We start from the raw sequence: 21,581 nt of genomic DNA, 5'->3' as shown, positions 1-21,581 counted from the left end.
CCCTGTCGGGGCTATCCTTCGTTCTTTTGTCGGTGCTAGCTTAAAAGTAGCTGGACTTTCCTTCTACTTTGATCCCCACCCTCAATGACTGAAGCGTCCCTTAGTTGGCAACACCAGTACCTCAGCGTTAACCAAGTACGCCTGCACTATGTCACCCAAGGCAGCGGTGATCTTGTGATTCTGTTGCATGGCTTTCCAGAGTTTTGGTACTCTTGGCGATTTCAAATTCCCGTGCTGGCTCGTCATTTCAAGGTTGTAGTGCCAGATCTACGGGGCTACAATGACTCCGAGAAGCCTGCCCACGGCTATGATCTCGATACCCTCAGCCAAGATGTCACGGCGCTGATCCAAGAACTGGGCTATGAACGCGCCCACATTGTCGGTCATGATTGCGGTGGCCTGATTGCTTGGCATGTGGCGGCACGTTTTCCGCAGAGGGTGCAGCATTTAGCCGTCTTGAATACCCCCCACCCCTACCGTGTGGGACTGGAACTCTGGCAACAGGTAGAGCATTTTTGGCGCAACTGGCCACTGTTGGCCTGCCACATCCCCGGCTTAGCGGAATACTGGCTAGGGCATAATCTGCAGAGTTTTTTACAGGATCTCTTTCAACGCTACTCCATCCGCAAGGCTGCCTTCTCGGCAGAAACTGTGCAACTCTATCAAGCCGCCCTTGAAAAAGCGGGGGCGATCGCTGCGGTGCTCAAAAGTTATCGCCATCTTTTTTCACCCCAACAGTGGTGGCACCTACTGCAACAGCACACGGAAGCCATTACCAGCCCCACCCTGATTCTCTGGGGCGCCGATGATCCCCTCGCCCAACCCAGCCTTGCCAATGGCATCGAAGCGTGGATCCATGCACCGTGGCGGCTGAAATATCTGCCCGACTGTGGCCACTGGGCACAACAGGAAGTGCCGGGGCTAGTCAATCGTGAACTGCTTGCCTTTTTGCGTGCCTAAAAAAATCCCCCCACCCATCGGCAGAGGGAAAGGCATGGATTGAGCTAACCATCTTAGCTTAGGCTAGCCACTCCAGCACCGCTTCTTCCTTGGTATTGGTGCGACGTTCGGGGGTTTCGCGGGTGAACTTCATGTGAATGGCGCGGTTTTGTTCCCCATCTGCCGCCACTGCCAAGATCGGGAAGTCGATGAGGCCATCTTGGAAGGACATCTGGAAGCGGAAGGTGCCATCGGGATTGAGTTTGATCGGGCGCCCACCAATGGTGACGGTGGCATCTGGCTCCGTAGCCCCATAGACAATGAGTTCAGCATCTGCCACCAACCAGAATTTGCGGGGACGAATGGGAGCCGCCGAAGCTGAGAAGCCAACGCCCGACATCGTCAGACCCGAGACCGTCGGCACAGCCCATAGGCCAACCCCCGAGGGGAAGACGTAGGAACTGATGGCCATTTCGGGCAACTGGGAGATGGAGCCGGGGACTTGGTGCATGGAACCAAAGAGAGAACCTGCCACCCGCTGCGCTTCGGCTCCTTCGGCCATGGCAAAGATGCCTTCGTAAATGGGATGGGGTTCGGCAGTGCCCGCCAAGGGTGCCCCCAGATCAAAGAGGGTTTTGCCCCGCAGATCCATATCCCAATCCACCGTAATGAATTGATCCCAGACCCAATCTGAGGGGTAGGTGGGGGGAATATGCACAGGGGCAGAACGGGCTAGAACCAACCAGCGGCCATCGGCACAGCGGTAACCAATTTCCACCACATAGTCGCGATCGCTCACGGGGATGGGCAGATACCACTCCCGCGCCAACTCATCGCAGGGGTACTCCTGAACACTGTGGGGAATTTGGCTATCGAGGTTGATATTCGTGGCATCGTAGAGCCGTAGAGCCAGTTGCTGACCCCCTTGCCGCCGCAATTCTTCGCGGTGCTCGTTGGGCACATCCCAATAGGCGTAGGCCCACTGCGGATCCCGGGGCATGAGGACAATGCGGCTTTCACCATAGCCCCCCGGCAAATCCCCAAGGCCTTCATCTACAGAGGCCAAGAGAACATCCTCTTGAGCAGGACCGAGGTCAAATTTTGCTGCTTCCACTTTTTCTTGCGACTCCAGATTAGAGGGGACAGGTTGGACAGAAATGGTAGTGGTGGATCCGTTGGCTTGCGCCTGCTTTTCACGGATGGCAGCGAGGAGTTGATCTTTGCGCATACGGCTATAACGGGACACTTGCAGTTCACTGGCGACGCGCCGCAACTGCCGCAAGGTCATTTCTTCTAGAGGGGGGCGATCTTTCGGCATGGGTGCCTCCTTATCGTGGGTTGATAGACAGAGCTATCCTTTGCCCTTGATCTTTGGCAAAAAAGTCTTGGGGCGTCAAGGGAATTCGGGCATACTTCTAGGAATTTATACGCAGTTTAGTCTTTTGCAGGGATCAAATGTCAAGATTTCATAACATTTATTCTGCACGGGGATCAAGATAGCGGTTTGCTATTCCTGTTCAGCCTCAAACCACCTTCTGCGAGGGGGAAGGGAGTATAGTGAGAAATGTATCCCTGCAAATGCCGTGGGGACTTGCCAGGAAATTCCTGAATGTTACTGATGTCACCACAACCACACCACAACCACTATGACGATCGCCCCGAGCCGCTCCCTCGCTGACCTTTGCCGTGCTGACTTTCCGATTTTGGCGCGACAGGTGCACGATCGCCCGTTGATTTACTTTGACAATGCGGCCACCTCCCAAAAGCCCTTGGCAGTTCTCAATACCCTTGAGGACTACTATCGTCGCTACAACTCGAATGTCCATCGGGGCGTACACACGCTGAGTGCTGAGGCGACCACGGCCTACGAAGGGGCACGGGAAAAAGTGGCGCGTTTTGTCAATGCCCCCCATGCCGAGGAGATTATCTATACCCGCAATGCCAGTGAGGCGATTAACCTCGTGGCCTATAGCTGGGGCATGAATACGCTGCAGGAAGGGGATGAAATGATCCTGACGGTGATGGAGCACCACAGTAATTTGATTCCGTGGCAGTTTGTGGCGCAGAAAACCGGTGCTCGCCTCAAGTTTGTGGAACTGACGCCAGAGCAAACGTTTGATCTTGACCACTACGCAAGTCTTTTGAGCGATCGCACGCGGTTAGTGGCCGTCGCCCATGTATCCAACACGCTGGGGTGCCTCAACCCGATTCCCGAGATTGTGCGTCTTGCCCATGCCAAGGGGGCGCGGGTACTGGTGGATGCCTGCCAAAGTGTGCCTCACCTCCCCATTGATGTGCAGCAGTTGGGCTGCGATTGGCTGGTGGCCTCCGGTCATAAAATGTGTGCACCCACGGGCATTGGTTTCCTCTGGGGACGCGCGGAACTCCTGCGGCAAATGCCCCCCTTCTTGGGCGGTGGCGAAATGATTGCCGATGTCTTTTTTGAACATGCCACCTATGCGGATATTCCCCACAAGTTTGAAGCGGGAACGCCAGCCATTGCGGAGGCGATCGCCCTTGGTGCAGCGGTAGATTACCTGAGTCAGTGGGGAATGGAGCGCATCCATGCCTACGAACAGGAACTGACGGCTTATCTCTTTGAACGCCTCCAAGAGCTTCCCGGTGTCACAGTGTATGGCCCCAAATCGGGCGATCGCGCTGCCTTGGCCAGCTTTACCGTTGGTGAGGTGCATCCCCACGATCTCTCGACCATCCTTGATCAGTCGGGGATTGCCATCCGCGCAGGACACCACTGCACACAGCCCTTGCACCGCTATTTAGGGGTTCAGTCCACGGCACGAGCCAGCCTCTATTTCTACAACACCCGTGCTGAAATTGATCAGTTTATTGCTGCCCTTGGAGAAGCCATTGCCTTCTTTAGTGATGTCTTTGCCTAGAGCTTGAGGCTCAGCAGTTCACTGGCTTGGGCGTGAAAACCGGCACTGGTAAGGGCATGGCGGGCGCGATCGGCATCTTCAACGCGAAACTGCGGTCCTAGGCGCACGTACTGGGCATGGTAGCCATCGGTCACTTTGACCACCACCGGCACCTTGGGCATGTCACCCACCTGTTGTTTGAGCACTTCCGAGAGGCGACTTTGGGCTTGAATGTCCCCCGCTTGCTCAACAGGCAAATCCACAAGCACCAGTTTCACTTCTTCAAGGGGTTCGGCATCTTCAATAAGGAGTTGGGGGCGATCGTCGCGCATCTCTAGGGTGCCCCACAGCAGTAGCCGATGATCAAGCTGCAATTGGCCATGAATCCGCTCGTAGGCTTTGGGAAAAACCACGGCCTCTGCCTGGCCCGTGAGGTCTTCCAACTGGACAATGGCCATTCGCTCGCCGCGCTTGGTGGTAATGGGCTTGAGGCCCGTCAGCAGGGCAATGACACTCACCATCCCTTGACCTGTGTGCTGCTCGAGATCCGCCAAGCTAATAGGGGCAATCATGGCCGCTGGTCGGTGAATATCTTTGAGGGGATGGTTCGACACATAAAATCCTAGGAGGTCTTTTTCTTGGCGGAGCTTTTCGGCATCCGGCAAATCATCCACTGGGGGCGCACTGGGGGCTGGGTCATAGCTACCGCCGAATTCATTGCCGGAGCCACTAGGCAACATATCAAAGAGGTTGACTTGCCCCACCGCCCGATCCTTGGCGCGCGCCTGTGCCCACTCCAGCACAAGGGGGAGATCCTGCATCAGTTGGTTACGGTTGCGCTGGGGATGGAGACTATCCATGGCACCACAGGCAATGAGGGATTCAAGGGCACGACGGTTGAGAATGCGGCTATCGCCCCCCGCACGCGGAACCCGTTCGCAAAAATCCGCCAAACTTTGAAAGGCGCCCCCCTCTGCCCGTGCCTGTAAAATGGCCTCAATCACCCCCTGACCGACATTGCGCACTGCCGACAGACCAAAAAGAATTTTGTCCCCCACGGGCGTAAAGTCAATATCCGAGCGATTCACATCGGGGGGAAGAACCTCAATCCCCATGCTCAGGCAAGTGGCAATATAGCGCTGTACCTTGTCTTGGTCGCCACTATTCGCCGTGAGCAAGGCGGCCATGTACTCGACGGGAAAGTTGGCCTTGAGAAAGGCGGTTTGATAGGTCACATAGCCGTAGGCCGTGGAGTGGGACTTGTTGAAGCAATTGGCGGCGATCGCTCCATTGGCCAAGAGAAAATTGTGATCCCCAGCTAAACCAATGTCATAGACCGCTTGCCAACCCACTAGCCGCCGGCGGACAATCTTCACGCTTCACCTTGCCAAACGCTGCGCTCTCTATTCTAATCGTCGCACTGTGTCGCGAGCAGGAATCCGCACATCCCGCAATGGGTTCCCCCTGAGACACTGGTAGTGAGCCGTCAACCAGTCGGGGGTTTGCACACCAATACTGGCTAGAGCCGCCACGGTTGGAAAAGGCCACAGCTGCTCAAAGATCACTTCCCCCTGCCAGCCAAATTGCAGAAAATAGCAGCCCACCGGTGCCTGTAAGTGATCTAGGAGTCGCCGTCCGAGGGCATAGAGGGTTTGTCGCTGGCGATCGCTGGCATGGATGGGTAACTGCCATGTCCCTTCAAGGCAGCCAATGATTTCGCCAAAGAGGGTTCCCTTTGCCGTTTGCGCTAGTGGCAACTGATAGAGACCCCCTGTGCTGGTTCGTATCCCCCACTGGGTAACCAAGGCAGGCAAAGCTTGACACTGCTGCCAAAGCTCGGATGCTGCCCAATGGGTGAGGCTATAGTCTAGCACCTGCGGTTGGGGAGCGATCGCGATCGGGGCATCGAGGGGACAAATGGCAATCTCGGCACTGTCCTGACACTGTTGCAGCAGGGGTACCACTTGGGTCACGACTTGATCCGCAGACAGTTCGGCTTCCCTTGGCTGTGCCGCACACCAAATCCGTATTTTCAATCCTCTAATCCTCCTGCTGCGAGGGCAGCTAACCAGCGATCCATGAGCATGGCGTGCTGTGCTAACCGCGAGAAAATTGCATCTGCCAAGGTCTCATTGTAGGTGTAGACGGTTAAGTTGCGATCATCCACCATTTTTAGCGCTAAACGGCCTTCCTCTGGAGTAAGTAGGCCAACAGCCAAGCAAGCACGGATCACGCCCTTCGGTGAGGCGATGTCTAATCCTTCGCGTTCCCGTAGATATAGCTGTGCTGCTTTCCAGACGGCTTCTAGGGTGTATTCAAATCGCTGAATTGCAGCATCACGAATAATCGTATCTGTGCGCTTGCCCAAGGGCAATTCTTGCAAAGTAGCTAGTGCTCTTTGGGCAACCACTAATCGTTCCCTGAGCCGATCCACTCAATTCCCTCTGCAATCACTCGCGATCGAAAGTCGGCGGACACTTCTGATAAATCCACGACATCGACTGGATAGATCAAATTGGACATCTCTAGGTGCTCCCGCAACTCACTCAACAGCCCCACGGGCAGTGGTGCAAGGGGCAAAATCCCGACATCTAAGTCAGAGCTTTGGCGCAGAGCACCACGGGCAGCCGAGCCGAATAGATAGACCTTGACGGGAAGCCCTGTAAAAAAGTCTTCTAGTATTTTTTTGAGTTCCCGCAGATCTTCGTTGGCAGGGGTCACGCTTTGATTCCTGTCCACCTAAGTATTAAAGCTGGGAATCAAGCCAACGCGCGCAGGTTGCAATGAGGGTAATCCCTGCTGTTGTTGCTGGCGGGCTTGAGCGGCCAAGAGGGTTTGCAGATTCCGCAGTTCGGCACGCAGTTGGGCATTTTCTTTTTCGAGGCTTTCAATCTTCAGTTTGACTTGACTGAGCCGCTCACTAAATTTTTGCCGATAGACTTCGGGCATTTCTTGGATGACGCGCTCTAGCATCTCATTGCGATCGCTCAATTCAATGACTTGAGCTTTCAATTCATTCATTTCCGCTTCACGACTTTGGCTCTGCTGCTGGTAGGCAAGGATCTGTTCTTGATAGGCAGCAATTTGTGCTTCTACCTGTTGCACTTGGGCTTGCAGCAACTTCAGGGCTGCGGCATTGGCGGCCTCGGTCTTGCGGGCTTGGTAAAAGCGCACAAATAACTCAGGATGCTGCACCATGAGTTGATAGAGTTCCTCTGAGAGTTGCTGCACGAGTTGATCCCGTATCAGCAGTTCATCGGCTAAGTTGAGGGAAGTATCGTTCACGGCGGCTGCTCTCCAAGGGACTGTGCTGTGGCAAATTTTACGCTGCTTCTGATCCGCTCATGCAAGATTTGGAATTTTCCACCTACCATCAACCGGTACTGGCAAGCGCAGTTCTGGAGGCATTGCAACTCAAGGCCGGGGGACTATACTTGGATGCAACGGTGGGGGGTGGCGGCCACACGGCGCTGCTCTTACGGAGTGAACCCACTTGTCGGGTGCTGGCGATCGATCAAGACCCCATGGCCTTAGCGGCGGCTCAGGAATTCCTCGCCCCCTTTGGCGATCGCGTCCAGTTTTGGCACGGCAACTTTGCTGATCTGCCTGTGGCTGAGCCGATGTTTGATGGCATTCTCGCAGATTTAGGCGTGAGTTCCGCCCAGTTGGATCGTCCAGAGCGGGGCTTTAGTTTTCGCTTTGATGCCCCCCTCGATATGCGCATGAACCCCAATAACCCCTTGACCGCCGCAACGGTGATTAATCACTACAGCGAGCGAGAACTGGCGGATATTTTCTATGAGTATGGCGAAGAACGCTTTGCCCGCCGCATTGCCCGCCACATTATTGCCCGTCGTCCCCTTGCCACCACCCAAGAACTGGCGCAGTTGGTTGCCCACTGCCTCAAGGCTTCTCCGCGGCAACGCATTCATCCAGCCACACGGGTTTTTCAGGCCTTGCGTATCTATGTGAACCAAGAGCTAGCGGTGCTCGACCAATTTTTGGCGCGATCGCCCCAGTGGTTAAGGCCCGCAGGGCGCATTGCCGTCATTAGCTTCCATAGCTTGGAAGATCGGCGGGTGAAGCAGGCGTGGCGTGGCAATCCCCTCTTGGCAGTTGTGACTCGTAAACCGATTGTGGCGGATGCAGCGGAAGTTGCTCTCAACCCGCGATCGCGATCGGCAAAGCTACGAATTGCAGCGCGTACTTTTGCATGAATTGCCCGAATGATGGTTTATTTATGGGTATCTTTACAGTGCGTCATAATCTTTTAGGGTAATAAATTGCTGAGGAGTGCTGGCGTCTATGGTTGCTGCCCCTAAATTCAAATCCCGATTTATTCCCCAATCGTCGCCAACCCTAACGGAAATTCGGCCCCTCCCCAAGCCGCAAATGCCCCTGTGGCAAAAAACTTTGCTGGGGATTCAATGGGTTTCTGGGGTGGCGGCCACCAGTGCCCTCGTGGCTGTACTGCCTCTCTATGGTTGGTCAGCCCTCTCTGAGCGGCAGTGGAGTCAAGCCTATGACCGCTTAGAAACCCTCAAACGGCAGGAGCGGGAGCTATTGGTGAGCAATGAAACCCTCCGCTATCGGGTGACGCAGCAAGTGCAACGCGCTCCTCAAGGGCTTGTTCCCCAAACGCCGCAACACGTTCTTTTTGTGCCCAATGAGGGCAAGATTGCTGCCAAAACTCATTTTGAACGCCCCCCCGTGACACCACCGCCGCAGCGCACTGTCAATTACTGATCGCTCTCCATGACAACGGCCCGCCCCCAAAACCAATCCCTGCCACCCTTGCGAGTTGGCTTGATCTTTGGCTTTTTGCTGATGGTGATGGGGGGTGTGGTTGCTCGCCTAGTTTATTTGCAAGTGGTTCAGGGGGAAACCTTAGCGGCACGGGCACAGCAACAACAACGGCGCTATACTCCGCCAACCTTGGCACGCTACCCAATTACCGATCGCCGAGAGACAGTTGTTGCCCTAGATCGGCCTGTGTTTACCCTCTTTGCCCATCCAATTCAGTTCAAAGTGGAGCGGCGGGCGATCGCCCGCGATCTGGCCCCTTTACTCAAGCAATCTCCAGAGCAACTGTTGGCCAAATTCAGCACCTACCCCACAGGCGTCCCCATTGCCTACGACATTGACGAGGAAACTGCTGCTAAAATTCGTGCTCTCAACCACGATGGCTTGGAACTGAACCAAGCGTGGCAGCGCATTTATCCGCAGCAGGAACTCATGGCGGGCGTTGTCGGCTATGTGGATCGAGAACACCAAGGTCAAGCGGGGATTGAGTTTAGCCAAAACCAGTTTTTACTGGTTCCCCATAACCGCCAGCTCCTGTCAACCAATGCTTTGGGTCAATGGTTACCTGCCCTTGCCCCTGCGGATCTGCGTGCTTTGAGTCAGGGGTACCATGTGCGCCTCACGATTGATACTCGTTTGCAACAAACAGCACGCCAAGCCCTGCAACAGCAGTTACGCAAATTCAACGCTAAGCGGGGCACGGTCATTGTCCTAGAAGTGAAAACTGGTGCACTGCGGGCACTGGTCTCAGAACCTTCCTACGATCCCAATCATTACTACCGTGCTGATCCGGCACTGTTTCGCAACTGGGCGGTATCGGATCTCTACGAGCCAGGATCAACCTTTAAGCCGATCAACACCGCGATCGCCCTTGAACTCAATGCCATTACTCCCGATACAGTGCTACCCGATGAGGGGCGGATTACGGTGGGGGGCTGGCCAATTCAAAACAGTGATTTTAGTCAGCGGGGCGGCCGCGGTGCCCTCAATATTGCCCAAATTCTTGCCTACTCCAGCAATGTGGCCATGGTGCACATGATGAACCGCATTCCCGCCCGCCACTACTATCGCTATCTGCATCGCTTGGGGCTGACCGAGAAGGTGGGCAGTGATCTCCCCTTTGAAACCGCCGCTCAATTAAAGCCCCCGGAGCAATTTATTAACTACCCCATTGAACCGGCAACAACGGCCTTTGGCCAAGGCTTTTCCCTGACCCCGCTGCATTTGGCTCAACTATTGGGGGCGATCGCCAACGGGGGAGAGATGGTCACTCCCCATGTCATTGATGGCCTCTACGATGAAAATGGCCAACTGCAAAAACGCCTTGAGCAACGCCCCCCTCGACGGGTCTTCTCGCAGCGCACCAGTCAAGCAGTGGTCAAAATGCTGGGAGAAGTTGTGCGCTTCGGTACAGGGAAACCCGCCCATATTCCCGGCTACCGCTTGGGGGGTAAAACCGGCACAGCACAAAAAGCAATTGGCGGTACCTACAGCAATCTGCGCATCACGAGCTTTGCGGCTATTTTTCCCCTTGATCAGCCGCAGTATGTGATTTTGGCGGTAGTGGATGAACCCAAGGGGGATGATGCCTATGGCTCAACGGTGGCGATTCCCATTGTGCGAGCGGTAACGGAGTCACTGATTACGATTGAGGGCATTCCCCCCTCACATCCAGAGGAATTGCGCCGCCCCGCTACGCCAGCTTCGGTGTCACAATAGGGAAGAACAGCGCAAAAGGACGGTATGATTCAACGGTTTTTTGCCACAGCGTTGGCGATTCTTGTGGTGCTGCTGGGAGGGTGTTCGGCCACCAGTGGGCTACAGGCCTATGTGGATAGCTACGATGGCTATGAGTTTCTCTACCCCCGCGGTTGGGTACAAGTACAGGTGGATGACCCCGTGGATGTGGTCTTTCACGACATTATCGAGACGACAGAAAACGTCAGTGTGGTCGTGAATACGGTTTCCAGCACAAAGTCTCTTGAGGAATTGGGGTCACCAGAGGAGGTGGGCGATCGCCTGCTGCGCAATATCATTGCCCCAACTGAAAGCGGGCGCAGTTCTGCCCTGATTTCCGCTAGCTCCCAAAAGGCAGATGATAAGACCTACTACATTCTGGAGTATGCCGTCACTCTGCCGGGGGATGGGGACAATGCTCAGCAGCGACACAATTTATCGAGTATTGCTGTGAGCCGAGGAAAGGTCTATACCTTGAGTGTGTCAGCTCCCGAGGAGCGCTGGCCAAAGGTAGAAGACCAATTTAAGACCATCGTGTCCTCGTTTACCGTATATTAAAGAAAGAACTGGGGAGTTAGCTCAGTTGGTAGAGCGTCGCGATCGCACCGCGAAGGTCAGGGATTCGAGTTCCCTACTCTCCATATTTTTGCCCCCTTTTCAATTGAGGAGTATTGGCAACGGCTGCTCATCAAGCACCCTGATATTGAAGAGTTGGAAGATTGTGTGCGGTTAGCTCTTTCTACACCAGATGAGGTTCGTCGCAGTAGCCGAGATTCAGGAGTATTATTGTTTTATCGGGTACAGCGAGAAAAACGTTGGGTTGTTGCAGTGGCACGATGCTTAAATGGAGATGGTTTTTTAATCACTGCTTATCAAACTGACGCCATTAAAGAAGGGGAGACAGTGTGGCTCAAATAAGAGTATTTTATGAGCCAGAAACAGAGCTGTTAAGTGTATTCTGGCAAGTTCCACGAAGAAACCAGGTTGCGACAGAACTTGGAGATGGGGTGATTTTGTTCAAGGATGGGGTGACTGGGGAGCCAATTGGTTTAGAAATCCTGTCATATCGTCCCGGGGACGATCGCTTTGATGCTGTCAGTGTCGTTTCAATCCTCGATCGCCCCGAAGGACGATCGCAATCTTCTAGATCAATTTTATAGCTATTCTAATAAAGAATGAGACATTATCCAGCACAATACTTGCGAATCACCTCATCAATCGAACTGTTTGACCCTGCATACATCCGCGCTCGTTTCAGCGCACTAAAGTCGTGCTCAATCACATTCAAATCAGGAGAGTATTTCGGTAAAAATAACACCTCGTGACCCGCCGCTTTCACCACTGCCTGAATCGCCCCTTTCGGATGAATCGGTGCATTATCCATCATCAACAACGAACGTTTCTCTAACGCGGGCAAACAGTACTGACTCAGCCAACTCACAAACCCTAACGTACCCCAATATCCTGAAAACCAGAAGTGTTGAAAGATAGTTTAAGAGGCTAGGAAAAAGGGAAGAAATGTCGTATTCTTCCCTCAAAACAAGAAAAAATAAGTTACGGCATTTTTGCAACTCTTGTCAAGTCCATTCTCAATCGGCTCAGCCCTTGTGACTACCTCGTCCTCAACTCTCAATTGTTCTTCAAAATCTGGTTGATCGACATTGTTTTTGATTTTCCCTTATTCATCAAATCCCCTGCCAAAGGCGCGATCGCGAGGTGCCCTGCAACTGCTCATGGGTTTCGCGCAATAGCCGAGGAATCTCCAAGCCACTGGGACAGCGGGGCAAACAATCGCCACATTCAGTACAGCGGTTGGCGGGTTGACCGGGAAACCAATGCCCGGCACGACCAAACATCCCATAGCGATACTTGCTAAATTCTGTCATGTCGTAGGCGACGGCTAAGTTGTGAAGCCGCAGCACTTCGGGGATGTGAATTTCCTCAGGGCAGGGCAAACAAGCATAACATTGTTGACACAAATCGGTGCCCAAGGTTTCCTGCATCACTGCTTGCAGGCGATCGCCCACCGCTTGCTCTTCAGCGCTCAGGGGTGCCACCTGATCAGCCACGGCCAAGGGAAAGGCCAACTCGGCAACGGTGGCAGGTCCAATACTCAAGGTGGTGATGGCAGGCTGACTCAGCAACCAGCGATAGCTCCAATGGAGAGGGTGAAAGGGCGCACAGAGATCTTGGAGCCGTTGGGAAGGCCGGTAGAGTTGTCCCCCTTTATCGGCTGGCGAAATGATAAAAATCCCCATATCCCGCTCAGCGGCAGCGGCGATCGCTGGGGCATTGCGTTGCTGAAAGTAGGTGTAATGCAGATTGACAAAATCAAATTGATTGCTGGCGATCGCCCGCGAAATCACAGACAACGATCCATGACTGGAAAAGCCTAAAGCACCAATTACCCCCTTTGCTTGCAACTGCCGCAGCATTGCCATCCCCTCAGTGCTCAGCCATGCGAGATGCTCAGGGGTGTTGAGGCCATGGAGGGCGACACCATCTAACCGTGAGACTTGAAGACGCTCAAGGGATTGAGCAATTTGCCGCTGGACGTGATCCGCATCCCCTTGGGGCAAGAGTTTAGTGGTGATAAAAACGGTGGGCTGACCCAGTGCCTTGAGGGCACGACCAATATAGGCCTCACTGGCACCGTAGGCGGCGGCGGTTTCAATGTGGTTAATGCCGTGGGCGATCGCCCCCTCAATGACCGCCTGCATCACCTCTGGACTGCCCAAGGCGCGCATCGTTCCAAGGGAAAAAACCGAGAGGTTCAGCCCCGTGCGACCAAAGCGGCGGTAGCGCATTCTAGCCTGCGGAGGAATCCTCTTCCATTCCCCGGCCCTGCTGAATAAAATCTTCAGGGCGAATCGAATCTAAAAAGCGGCGAAAGGCTTGGCGTTCTTCCTCGTCAGCATCGCGATCGACGGGAATCGAGGCATCGGCAACAACCGCTTCCATCACCCAAATCGGGCAATCACAGCGCAGGGCAAGGGCAATGGCATCGCTCGGACGAGCATCAATCTCTTTACGAATGTCTCCTTGGCGCAGGGTGAGCACTGCATAGTAGGTGTTGTCTTCCAAGGAATGGATGACCACCCGTTCTAGGGTCATATTCCATTCGTTGAGAATGTTGACCATCAGATCATGGGTCATCGGTCGCGGTGCTCGTTGATTTTCCAAGGCCATTAAAATTGCCCGCGCCTCATTATCACCAATCCAGATGGGCAGTGCTCGCCGTCCAGCACCGTCTTTGAGTAAGACAATTGGAGTGCGACGGTTAGTGGCATCGAGGGCAATCCCAGCAACGGTCATTTCAATCATGGCCACCTCAGCGAGCGCAATGGCGGTGCATTCCCTTCTATTATTAACATACAGTCCTTCCCACCAAGATGGCACACCCCTACCACTGTAAGACTCCCTATGGGAGAAGTAACGGAGGGGCGACGCGCAGGCATTCCTTAAGACTCCATGCTTTAGAAAAAGACTGGCGAACGACGGAATCATGGGCAGTGGCAACTAGACACTTTTTTGACGCTCGCTTCTCGGTACACTAAAGTTATTATTTTTGGTATTTAGACGGCTATGATTGCTTCCTCGATCCCGATCTGCATTACGTTGGGTACGCGCCCGGAGGCAATCAAATTGGCACCGGTCATTCAAGCCTTCCAGCGATCGCCCCTGTTTGAACCCTACGTTGTCCTCACGGGACAGCACCGCGAAATGGTGGATCAAGTGATGGCACTGTTTGACCTGCGGGCAGATCGGGACTTGGCCATTATGCAGCCCAAGCAAACCCTGACCGAAATCACCTGTCGTGCTCTCCAAGGCCTTGAGCAACTCTATCAAGAACTCCTGCCCCGTCTTGTTTTGGTTCAGGGGGATACAACAACCGCCTTTGCCGCTACCCTTGCCGCCTTTTATCAGCAGATTCCTGTCGGCCATGTGGAAGCGGGCTTGCGCACCGACGATCTCTACAACCCCTATCCAGAAGAAGCCAACCGCCGCCTTATTTCCCAATTAGCGCAGTTGCATTTTGCCCCTACGGAACAAGCCGTCAAGAATCTTCAGGCGGCCGGGGTCACGGGTAGTATTCACTTGACGGGCAATACCGTGATTGATGCGCTGCTGCAAGTGGCCGATCGCCAGCCAGTGTGCCATGTCCCCGGCCTTGACTGGCAACAGTATCGCGTGATCCTCGCCACCGTTCACCGACGGGAAAACTGGGGTGCCCCCCTAGAAGACATTGCCAATGGTTTCCTGAAAATCTTAAACACGATTCCCGATACCGCTTTGCTCTTGCCCTTGCACCGCAATCCCACCGTGCGTGAACCCCTCAAAGCCTATTTGGGGCATCATCCTCGCGTTTTTCTGACGGAGCCACTGGACTATCCTGCTCTTGTGGCAGCGATTAAGGGATCAACACTCCTGCTGACGGATTCCGGTGGTCTCCAAGAGGAAGCCCCTAGCCTTGGTAAACCGGTACTGGTGTTACGGGAAACCACTGAGCGGCCGGAAGCGGTCACCGCTGGCACTGCTAAACTGGTGGGCACGTTTGCAGATACGATTGCAGCGGCAGCCATTGAACTGCTCACGGATCCAGTGGCCTACAACCGCATGGCGACGGCGATTAATCCCTTTGGCGATGGTCATGCGAGCGATCGCATCCTTGAGATTGTGACCCAGTTTTTTGCCCAGCAGACACAGTAAGGAGCCACGGCCATCTGAGGATAGCAATGACAATGTTCTGGGCAGGAATTTTGGTCACAAGTTGGCTGGGCTTGGTGCTGTTAACCGCAGAACTGATTCACGCTTGGTTTCCCAATGCCAAGGAATGGTCACGGAAAGTGGTTCACATTGGTGCGGGTCAAGTGATTCTCATTGCCTATGCCTTGGGGGTACCCACGAGTTGGGGAATTGTGGCCGCAGCGATCGCTGGCGTCGTCACACTGCTTTCTTACCGCATACCGATTTTTCCCAGTATTAGTGGCGTGGGGCGCCAAAGCTGGGGCACCTTTTTTTATGCGGTGAGTATTGGCACATTAATGGCGCTCTTTTGGAACACGCTGCCGGAACTGGCGGTTCTGGGAATTTTAGTGATGGCTTGGGGAGATGGCTTGGCTGCCCTTGTGGGGATTAACTGGGGACGCCATCCCCTGCCGCGAACCAGTAAAAGCTGGGAAGGAACCCTGACCATGTTCTGTGTGAGTACCGTGGTGGCGGCTCTATCCCTCACCCCCATTGCGGCCTTAGAGTTGCTCTGGATTGCCCCCTTAGTAGGTCTGGGTGCGACCCTTTTGGAACTGATTGCTTGGCGAGGGGTTGATAATCTCACAGTTCCGATCGGTAGCGCTTTGCTTGCCTATGGGTTACTCAATTTGAGTTGATGTTAGGCAGGGTCTTCTCAATAAACTGGCGGGCGATCGCGATCGCGTCTCCATTAATTTCATGGGCCATGGGTAGGGCATGAAACGCTCCCTTCACTCCTGCGGCTTGCAAGGCTTGCCAACTGGCTTGGGCACTGGCAAAGGGCACCACAGGATCCGCTGTGCCATGGATCATCAACACGGGTGGCGAGGTGGCTGTCACCACTGGCGGGCGCACTAAATAGCCACTAAAGACCAATAATCCCGCTAAAGGCAACGTTAACCCCACAACCAATGTCAATGCTCCCCCTTGGGAAAATCCCCCTAAAATTGTGCGGCTGAGATCAATGGGCAAGCTGGCAATCCACTCCCGCAGTGCCGCTTCACTGGTGGCTAGATCCGTTGCCCGCTCATCGAGCAGTAATGAGCCACTGCGGGCATCGTGCTGATTCAGGTCGTACCACATCCGCCCTTGGGGGACGTAAGGATGGGGAAAGGGAGCTTCCGCTGCATAGGTTTGGGCTTGGGGAGCCAGCAACGATCCAAGGGAAATCAGATCTGCGGCATTGGCACCCCAGCCGTGGAGCAATAGAAGGCTGTGATCGGCCGCGATCGGCGGATCGGGAAAGGTGAGAAATTGGAGGGTTGTCATGCTAGACAGGATTGAGTTCCTTGGCCGGCGCCGCCACACTGGGATAGGTGAGGCTCGATTCAATCATCTCCCGACCCTCAGTGGACACATAGTCAAAGAAGGCCTGAGCCACGACCGACAGTTGTTTGCCCGCAGGATAGACCAAATGCCAGTGCCGCTGAATCGGGAAATGTTCGACATCGAGAATCGTCAACTGGCTGGACTCGCGATCAAGGGCTAAGCAGTGGTGAGACAGGACAGAAATCCCTAGGCCGCCAGCGATCGCCTGCTTAATGGACTCGTTACTTCCCAGCTCAAGGCGGATATTGATCGGCACACCGTGCTCTGCAAAGAGCTTCTCCACCGCTTGGCGGGTGCCCGATCCCTGCTCCCGCATAATAAAGGGTTCTCCCGCCAGTTCTTGGATCGGGATTTTACTGCGGCCACTGAGGCGATGGTGACTGGGGGCAACCACCACTAAGGGATTATCCAAAAAGCGGTGGCACTCCACATCCACATTCTCCGGTGGGCAACTGGGAATATAGAGATCGTCCATATTGCCTCGAATGCGCTCTACCACCTGTTCATGGTTGGTGACCGTCAGGGCGACATCAATCCCCGGATAGCGCTGGCAAAATGGCCCCAGCAGCCGCGGAATCACATATTTGGCCGTGGTAATGACACACAGCCGCAAGTGTCCCTGCTTGAGACCCTTGAGATTGGCAACGGCCATTTCAAACCGCTCAAGGCGCTCAAAGATGTCTTGGCAGGTGGCCAGTAGTTCCTTGCCGGCTTCTGTGAGATAGAGCCGCTTGCCCACTTGCTCAAAGAGGGGCATACCAACGGCACGGGTCAACTGCTTCATTTGAATCGAAACGGTGGGCTGCGTCAGAAAGAGTTCCTCGGCAGCGCGGGTAAAACTTCCGTGGCGAGCAGTGACCTCAAAAACCTTAAGCTGATGTAGGGTTGCTTGTTTCAAACCCATTCTCCTTTCGTCAGCGATAGGGCTACATAGACGAAATTCTATCAAATTTCGCGCCATGATAACGAAATGTGAAGAATCTCAAGGCAAGAATGATGATCAAAGGGCACTTAAATCAGGTAATGAGCGATCGCCTGCGGGGGGGAAAAGACCTCTGGAACGAATGGCGGCGAGCTTATCCTCAGCTTACTGTAGATTTGAGTGAAATGAATCTTACGGGCATGGATCTGCGGGGCTATGACCTGCGGGGCTGCAATCTCAGCCGTGCCTGTCTGCGAGAGGTGAACCTTGCCCACGGGGATTTGCGCTTTGCTAACCTCTATGAGGCGGATCTGACAGCGGCGAACCTCGATGATGCCGATTGCCGAGGGGCGTTGTTCTTAAAAGTGGCGGGCGATCGCGCCACTGCCCAGCGGGCAAATTTTCAACTGGCCAACTTGCAGTACGCTCGGTTGACCTATGCCGATTTCTCTTGGGTCACCCTTGAGCAGGCGGATTGTCGCCACAGCAATTGGTGTCAAGCAGATCTCAGCCATGCCCGCGCCGCTGCCAGTGATTTTTCCTTTGCGCTGTTGATGGCAGCCAGTCTCAATGAAGCTACGCTGCGGTTTGCGCAACTGGTGCAGGCTTGTCTTGAGGGGGTTCAGGCTTACCGCTGCAACTTCTATGCGGCCAATTTAGCCTATGCAGGACTGACGCGGGGCTATTTCTCCCATGCCCTTTTTGTGCGCGCCAACCTCAGTCATGCCATCTGTCGCTGGGCCAATTTTCGCCATGCCAATCTCCAGCAAAGCCAGTGCGAGCAAACGGATTTTCACTACAGCCTGTATGTTAGCTAGTAGTTCATCTTAAGCTTCTGACTGGAGCAGCGCCACGGCATAGGCAGCAATGCCCTCTTCACGCCCCACTGGCCCCAGTTTTTCATTGGTGGTGGCTTTGATACTAATCTGGTCGCGATCGATCCCTAGGGTGGTTGCAAGGCGATCGCGCATCTGGTCGAGGTAGGGTTTCAGCTTCGGACGCTCTGCCACCACTACGGCATCAATGTTGCCCACTTGCCAACCCCGTTCTGCAATCAGTGCCGCTACTTTCGCCAGCAAGACTTGGCTATCTGCCCCTGCCCACTGCGGATCACTGGGGGGAAAGTAATGGCCAATATCGCCAAGGCTGAGGGCCCCCAAAAGGGCGTCCATAATGGCGTGGGTGAGGACATCGGCATCACTGTGCCCCAAGAGTCCCAAGGTGTGTTCTAGTTTGATACCGCCTAAAATCAGAGGCCGCTCGGGCACCAATTGATGGATGTCGTAGCCATTACCAATGCGAATTTTCATACTTGCTGCACAGGACAACGAAGGGGCGATCGCCAATGCCACCGCCCTCTATTGTTGCAGAGTCTTCTACCTTGGCCAAACTAGATATTCACTTCACTCAGTTGCCGACACATGTAGTCAAAGGGTTGTTCGACAATACTCGTGTCCTCGATGCCCGCCGCTGCCACGCGATCGCGCACAATCTCCTTCATGATTTGAATACCGCGCACCGTTGGTCCAATGGGCACCCCAAGGGAGTTGTAGGTTTCCCGCAGACCTTCGAGGACGCGCTCGTTGAGGACATCCACATCCCCGGCCACAATGGCGTAGGTGGCATAGCGTAGGTAGTAGTCCATATCCCGCAGGCAGGTGGCGTAGCGGCGTGTGGTGTAGGCATTGCCGCCGGGTTGAATCAGTTCCGGCTGCTCTGTGAAGAGGGCAGAACCCGCTTCCTTCACAATGGCTGCGGCATCGGCATTGATCACTGCTGCCGCTTTAACCCGTACCGCACCGGAATTAAAGTAGGAGCGCAAACTGTCAACAGCATCGCGATCGAGGTAGCGACCGGTGGAGTCATAGTTTTTAATCAGTGTGGTGACGGCATCACGCATAGGTTTTTCTTACTCCTAGAACTGGTAAAACTAGCGTCAACCCGAACGCCAGCCGAAATTGCGCGGATCTAAAATCGTACTTAGCTTATCACGGTAGGGTTTCTCCCCCTTCGCTCCTGTTTACGGACTGTTGCGAACTATTACAAAAGTTCATAATTCTAGGGGTGCCCCACGAGGCGATCGCGCAAACGCTTAATTTGATCGCGGTAGCGGGCAGCCTCCTCAAAGGCCAATTCTTGGGCAGCCGCCTTCATTTTCGCCTCAAGGTCTTGGATCAGTTGGGGGATGTCCTCTAGGCTCAGTTCCTGTAAGGTTTGGGAAGATAAGACAGGCACCGACTCGGCATTGAGGCGGCGAGACACATCCAAAAAGGCCAAGATGGCATTGCTGGTTTTCTTGACAATGGGCTGGGGAGTAATGCCGTGGGCTTGGTTGTAGGCCAGTTGAATGGCGCGGCGGCGCTCCGTTTCTTGGATGGCTTTTTGCATACTGTCGGTGAGGGTGTCGGCATAGAGAATCGCCTGTCCACGGACGTGCCGGGCAGCACGGCCAATGGTTTGAATCAGCGATCGCTCCGCCCGCAGGAAGCCCTCTTTATCTGCATCAAGGATGGCCACCAAGGACACTTCGGGTAAATCCAGTCCCTCCCGCAACAGGTTGACACCAATCAACACATCAAAGTCCCCTTGGCGCAGGGCTTCAAGAATTTCAATGCGCTCAATGGCATTGATTTCTGAGTGCAGATAGCGCACTCGCACCCCCCGTTCTTGGAAGTATTCCGTGAGATCCTCGGCCATTCGTTTCGTGAGAGTGGTCACCAGTACCCGCTCTTGGCGATCGCACCGCAGGCGAATCTCCCCATAGAGATCATCCACCTGTCCTTGGGTGGGACGGACAAAAATTTCTGGATCCACGACCCCCGTCGGCCGAATAATTTGCTCGACAACTTGCCCTTCAGACACCGCCAATTCCCAATCGCCGGGGGTTGCCGAGACAAAGATACATTGCTTCACCTTTTGCCAAAATTCCTCCGCCTTCAGGGGGCGATTATCCGCCGCACTGGGCAACCGAAAGCCGTGATCAATCAGCACTTTTTTCCGCGCTTGGTCGCCATTAAACATCCCGCGAATTTGCGGCACCGTTACATGGGACTCATCCACCACCAACAGCCAATCCTCAGGAAAATAATCAATCAAACACTCCGGCGGTTCCCCCGCTGCGCGGCCTGCGAGATGGCGTGAGTAGTTTTCGACACCGTTGCAGTAGCCCACCTGTCGCAGCATTTCCAAGTCATAGCGGGTACGTTGACTCAGGCGCTGTGCTTCAAGGAGTTTATTTTGGGCTTCCAAGTAAGCCACTTGGGCTTGCAGTTCCGCTTCAATGGCAGCACAAGCCGCTTCAAGGCGTTCGGCAGGGGTGACAAAGTGCTTCGCGGGATAGATATTCAGGCGTTCGACACTCTGCAATGTTTCCCCCGTCAGGGGATCGAGATAGCGGATGGCTTCGATTTCGTCACCAAAAAACTCCACGCGAATGATGCGATCCTCATAGGCTGGGCCAATTTCTAAAACATCTCCCTTGACACGGAAGCGCCCCCGCCCCAGTTCCACATCGTTGCGCGTGTATTGAATTGTCGCCAATTGCCGCAGTAGTTGCCGCAGATCCATTTCACTGCCCACTTCGAGGGGAATCGCGGCTTTGAGGTACTCTGCTGGAATACCCAAGCCGTAGATGCAACTAATCGAGGCAACCACAATCACATCCCGCCGTTCAAAGAGGGAGCGGGTAGCGGAGTGCCGCAGCATATCAATTTCCTCATTAATCGAGGCACTTTTTTCGATGTAGGTATCGGTAACGGGAATGTAGGCCTCAGGCTGATAGTAGTCGTAGTAGGAGATAAAGTACTCGACGGCATTTTCTGGAAAGAAGGAGCGCAGTTCATTGCACAGTTGCGCCGCAAGGGTTTTGTTGTGAGCCAGCACAAGGGTTGGGCGACCAAGAGCCTCGATCACGCGGGCGATCGTGTGGGTTTTGCCAGTGCCCGTTGCCCCCAGCAATGTTTGGAAGCGATATCCCGCCCGTACGCCGGCGACGAGCTTTTGAATGGCTTGGGGTTGATCTCCCGTCGGTTCAAAGGGAGCGTAAATACGAAAGGGAGTGCTGGTCATTGCCCAATTTCTAACGAATTCTTACCTAGCTTTTAGGGTAGTCGAGCAACAGAGGAGCGAGCCACCCAAAATCTTGTTCAGAAGGATTGAAGGCGCTTGAAACGGTCAAAACCACGTCCTCGCCCATTTGAGAAAGCAGCCCTAAGATTTGGTATTCT

At 54.3% G+C, this 21,581-nt stretch carries 24 protein-coding genes, 1 tRNA gene and 1 pseudogene; 12 read left to right on the top strand and 14 right to left on the bottom strand.

The window, feature by feature from the left end; all coding sequences use genetic code 11:
• Nucleotides 1–84: 84 nt before the first annotated feature.
• On the top strand, nucleotides 85–960 hold the full coding sequence (locus QYC28_RS05160; RefSeq protein ID WP_149818795.1) for an alpha/beta fold hydrolase: 876 nt from the start codon (nucleotides 85–87) through the stop codon (nucleotides 958–960).
• 58 nt (nucleotides 961–1,018) lie between these two features.
• Here QYC28_RS05160 and QYC28_RS05155 read toward each other — a convergent pair whose 3' ends face one another.
• Complete coding sequence (locus tag QYC28_RS05155; protein ID WP_149818794.1) at nucleotides 1,019–2,257, bottom strand: DUF4912 domain-containing protein; 1,239 nt, start codon at nucleotides 2,255–2,257, stop codon at nucleotides 1,019–1,021.
• Nucleotides 2,258–2,585: 328 nt separating this feature from the next.
• Here QYC28_RS05155 and QYC28_RS05150 point away from each other — a divergent pair, with 328 nt between their 5' ends.
• Nucleotides 2,586–3,836 (top strand): SufS family cysteine desulfurase, encoded by a 1,251-nt coding sequence (locus QYC28_RS05150; RefSeq protein ID WP_286626904.1) that lies wholly within the window; start codon nucleotides 2,586–2,588, stop codon nucleotides 3,834–3,836.
• Here the strand turns inward: QYC28_RS05150 and QYC28_RS05145 are convergent.
• The 5 genes from QYC28_RS05145 to QYC28_RS05125 are packed head-to-tail and all read right to left on the bottom strand — an operon-like array spanning nucleotide 3,833 to nucleotide 7,100.
• Nucleotides 3,833–5,191 (bottom strand): OB-fold nucleic acid binding domain-containing protein, encoded by a 1,359-nt coding sequence (locus tag QYC28_RS05145; RefSeq protein WP_302679950.1) that lies wholly within the window; start codon nucleotides 5,189–5,191, stop codon nucleotides 3,833–3,835. The two genes, QYC28_RS05150 and QYC28_RS05145, sit on opposite strands and share 4 nt — an antisense overlap.
• 27 nt (nucleotides 5,192–5,218) lie before the next feature.
• Nucleotides 5,219–5,851, bottom strand: coding sequence for a hypothetical protein (locus QYC28_RS05140; protein WP_302679949.1), 633 nt, complete (start codon nucleotides 5,849–5,851; stop codon nucleotides 5,219–5,221).
• The gene (locus tag QYC28_RS05135) at nucleotides 5,848–6,249 is read right to left on the bottom strand and encodes an HI0074 family nucleotidyltransferase substrate-binding subunit (protein ID WP_302679948.1); all 402 of its coding nucleotides are present in this window, start codon (nucleotides 6,247–6,249) and stop codon (nucleotides 5,848–5,850) included. Before QYC28_RS05135 ends, QYC28_RS05140 begins: the two co-directional genes overlap by 4 nt.
• A complete protein-coding gene (locus QYC28_RS05130; protein WP_302679947.1) occupies nucleotides 6,225–6,536 on the bottom strand; it encodes a nucleotidyltransferase family protein in 312 nt (103 codons plus the stop codon). Before QYC28_RS05130 ends, QYC28_RS05135 begins: the two co-directional genes overlap by 25 nt.
• Nucleotides 6,537–6,554: 18 nt before the next feature.
• A complete protein-coding gene (locus QYC28_RS05125) occupies nucleotides 6,555–7,100 on the bottom strand; it encodes an Npun_F5560 family protein (RefSeq protein ID WP_302679946.1) in 546 nt (181 codons plus the stop codon).
• Nucleotides 7,101–7,159: 59 nt separating this feature from the next.
• Here QYC28_RS05125 and rsmH point away from each other — a divergent pair, with 59 nt between their 5' ends.
• From rsmH to QYC28_RS13170, 7 genes are all read left to right on the top strand, one after another.
• Entirely contained in the window at nucleotides 7,160–8,032 is an 873-nt protein-coding gene (gene rsmH, locus QYC28_RS05120) for a 16S rRNA (cytosine(1402)-N(4))-methyltransferase RsmH (RefSeq protein WP_302679945.1), read from the top strand.
• Nucleotides 8,033–8,120: 88 nt separating this feature from the next.
• Nucleotides 8,121–8,561 (top strand): hypothetical protein, encoded by a 441-nt coding sequence (locus tag QYC28_RS05115; RefSeq protein WP_190278241.1) that lies wholly within the window; start codon nucleotides 8,121–8,123, stop codon nucleotides 8,559–8,561.
• Nucleotides 8,562–8,570: 9 nt separating this feature from the next.
• The gene (locus QYC28_RS05110) at nucleotides 8,571–10,337 is read left to right on the top strand and encodes a penicillin-binding protein 2 (RefSeq protein ID WP_302679944.1); all 1,767 of its coding nucleotides are present in this window, start codon (nucleotides 8,571–8,573) and stop codon (nucleotides 10,335–10,337) included.
• Between the two features lie 24 nt (nucleotides 10,338–10,361).
• A complete protein-coding gene (psbP, locus tag QYC28_RS05105; RefSeq protein ID WP_149818780.1) occupies nucleotides 10,362–10,913 on the top strand; it encodes a photosystem II reaction center PsbP in 552 nt (183 codons plus the stop codon).
• Nucleotides 10,914–10,923: 10 nt separating this feature from the next.
• Nucleotides 10,924–10,996, top strand: a tRNA-Ala gene (locus QYC28_RS05100).
• A gap of 1 nt (nucleotide 10,997) precedes the next feature.
• Nucleotides 10,998–11,273, top strand: coding sequence for a hypothetical protein (locus tag QYC28_RS13175; protein WP_149821683.1), 276 nt, complete (start codon nucleotides 10,998–11,000; stop codon nucleotides 11,271–11,273).
• The gene (locus tag QYC28_RS13170; protein ID WP_149818778.1) at nucleotides 11,261–11,515 is read left to right on the top strand and encodes a hypothetical protein; all 255 of its coding nucleotides are present in this window, start codon (nucleotides 11,261–11,263) and stop codon (nucleotides 11,513–11,515) included. Before QYC28_RS13175 ends, QYC28_RS13170 begins: the two co-directional genes overlap by 13 nt.
• A gap of 23 nt (nucleotides 11,516–11,538) precedes the next feature.
• Here QYC28_RS13170 and QYC28_RS05095 read toward each other — a convergent pair.
• The 3 genes and pseudogenes from QYC28_RS05095 to QYC28_RS05085 all read right to left on the bottom strand — a co-directional run.
• A pseudogene (locus QYC28_RS05095) lies at nucleotides 11,539–11,826 on the bottom strand (transposase); the annotation flags it as partial.
• Nucleotides 11,827–12,040: 214 nt separating this feature from the next.
• Complete coding sequence (locus tag QYC28_RS05090) at nucleotides 12,041–13,162, bottom strand: aldo/keto reductase (RefSeq protein ID WP_149818774.1); 1,122 nt, start codon at nucleotides 13,160–13,162, stop codon at nucleotides 12,041–12,043.
• Nucleotide 13,163: 1 nt separating this feature from the next.
• Nucleotides 13,164–13,679, bottom strand: a complete 516-nt coding sequence (locus tag QYC28_RS05085; RefSeq protein WP_190278239.1) for a bifunctional nuclease family protein — start codon at nucleotides 13,677–13,679, stop codon at nucleotides 13,164–13,166.
• A gap of 261 nt (nucleotides 13,680–13,940) precedes the next feature.
• On the opposite strand from QYC28_RS05085, the gene wecB reads away from it, so the two are divergent.
• Both wecB and QYC28_RS05075 read left to right on the top strand, forming a co-directional pair.
• On the top strand, nucleotides 13,941–15,065 hold the full coding sequence (wecB, locus tag QYC28_RS05080) for a non-hydrolyzing UDP-N-acetylglucosamine 2-epimerase (RefSeq protein ID WP_149818770.1): 1,125 nt from the start codon (nucleotides 13,941–13,943) through the stop codon (nucleotides 15,063–15,065).
• 26 nt (nucleotides 15,066–15,091) lie between these two features.
• Nucleotides 15,092–15,742, top strand: a complete 651-nt coding sequence (locus QYC28_RS05075) for a diacylglycerol/polyprenol kinase family protein (protein ID WP_190278238.1) — start codon at nucleotides 15,092–15,094, stop codon at nucleotides 15,740–15,742.
• On the opposite strand, the gene QYC28_RS05070 is transcribed toward QYC28_RS05075, so the two are convergent.
• Nucleotides 15,729–16,373, bottom strand: coding sequence for an alpha/beta hydrolase (locus QYC28_RS05070; RefSeq protein ID WP_149818768.1), 645 nt, complete (start codon nucleotides 16,371–16,373; stop codon nucleotides 15,729–15,731). The two genes, QYC28_RS05075 and QYC28_RS05070, sit on opposite strands and share 14 nt — an antisense overlap.
• A gap of 1 nt (nucleotide 16,374) precedes the next feature.
• The gene (locus QYC28_RS05065; protein WP_190278237.1) at nucleotides 16,375–17,331 is read right to left on the bottom strand and encodes a LysR family transcriptional regulator; all 957 of its coding nucleotides are present in this window, start codon (nucleotides 17,329–17,331) and stop codon (nucleotides 16,375–16,377) included.
• A gap of 95 nt (nucleotides 17,332–17,426) precedes the next feature.
• Between QYC28_RS05065 and QYC28_RS05060 the strand changes: the two genes are divergently transcribed.
• The gene (locus tag QYC28_RS05060) at nucleotides 17,427–18,173 is read left to right on the top strand and encodes a pentapeptide repeat-containing protein (protein ID WP_302679943.1); all 747 of its coding nucleotides are present in this window, start codon (nucleotides 17,427–17,429) and stop codon (nucleotides 18,171–18,173) included.
• A gap of 9 nt (nucleotides 18,174–18,182) precedes the next feature.
• Here QYC28_RS05060 and ispF read toward each other — a convergent pair whose 3' ends face one another.
• The 3 genes from ispF to uvrB form a co-directional block, all read right to left on the bottom strand.
• Nucleotides 18,183–18,665, bottom strand: a complete 483-nt coding sequence (ispF, locus tag QYC28_RS05055; RefSeq protein ID WP_149818762.1) for a 2-C-methyl-D-erythritol 2,4-cyclodiphosphate synthase — start codon at nucleotides 18,663–18,665, stop codon at nucleotides 18,183–18,185.
• Between the two features lie 80 nt (nucleotides 18,666–18,745).
• Complete coding sequence (gene apcB / locus QYC28_RS05050) at nucleotides 18,746–19,255, bottom strand: allophycocyanin subunit beta (RefSeq protein ID WP_181494530.1); 510 nt, start codon at nucleotides 19,253–19,255, stop codon at nucleotides 18,746–18,748.
• A 158-nt stretch (nucleotides 19,256–19,413) separates the two neighbouring features.
• A complete protein-coding gene (uvrB, locus tag QYC28_RS05045) occupies nucleotides 19,414–21,423 on the bottom strand; it encodes an excinuclease ABC subunit UvrB (RefSeq protein ID WP_286626885.1) in 2,010 nt (669 codons plus the stop codon).
• Nucleotides 21,424–21,581 lie beyond the last annotated feature (158 nt).

Origin of the sequence: Thermosynechococcus sp. HY596 (assembly GCF_030518715.1) — a bacterium.
GTDB lineage: Bacteria > Cyanobacteriota > Cyanobacteriia > Thermosynechococcales > Thermosynechococcaceae > Thermosynechococcus.
This window is presented reverse-complemented; position numbering and strand designations above follow the sequence as displayed.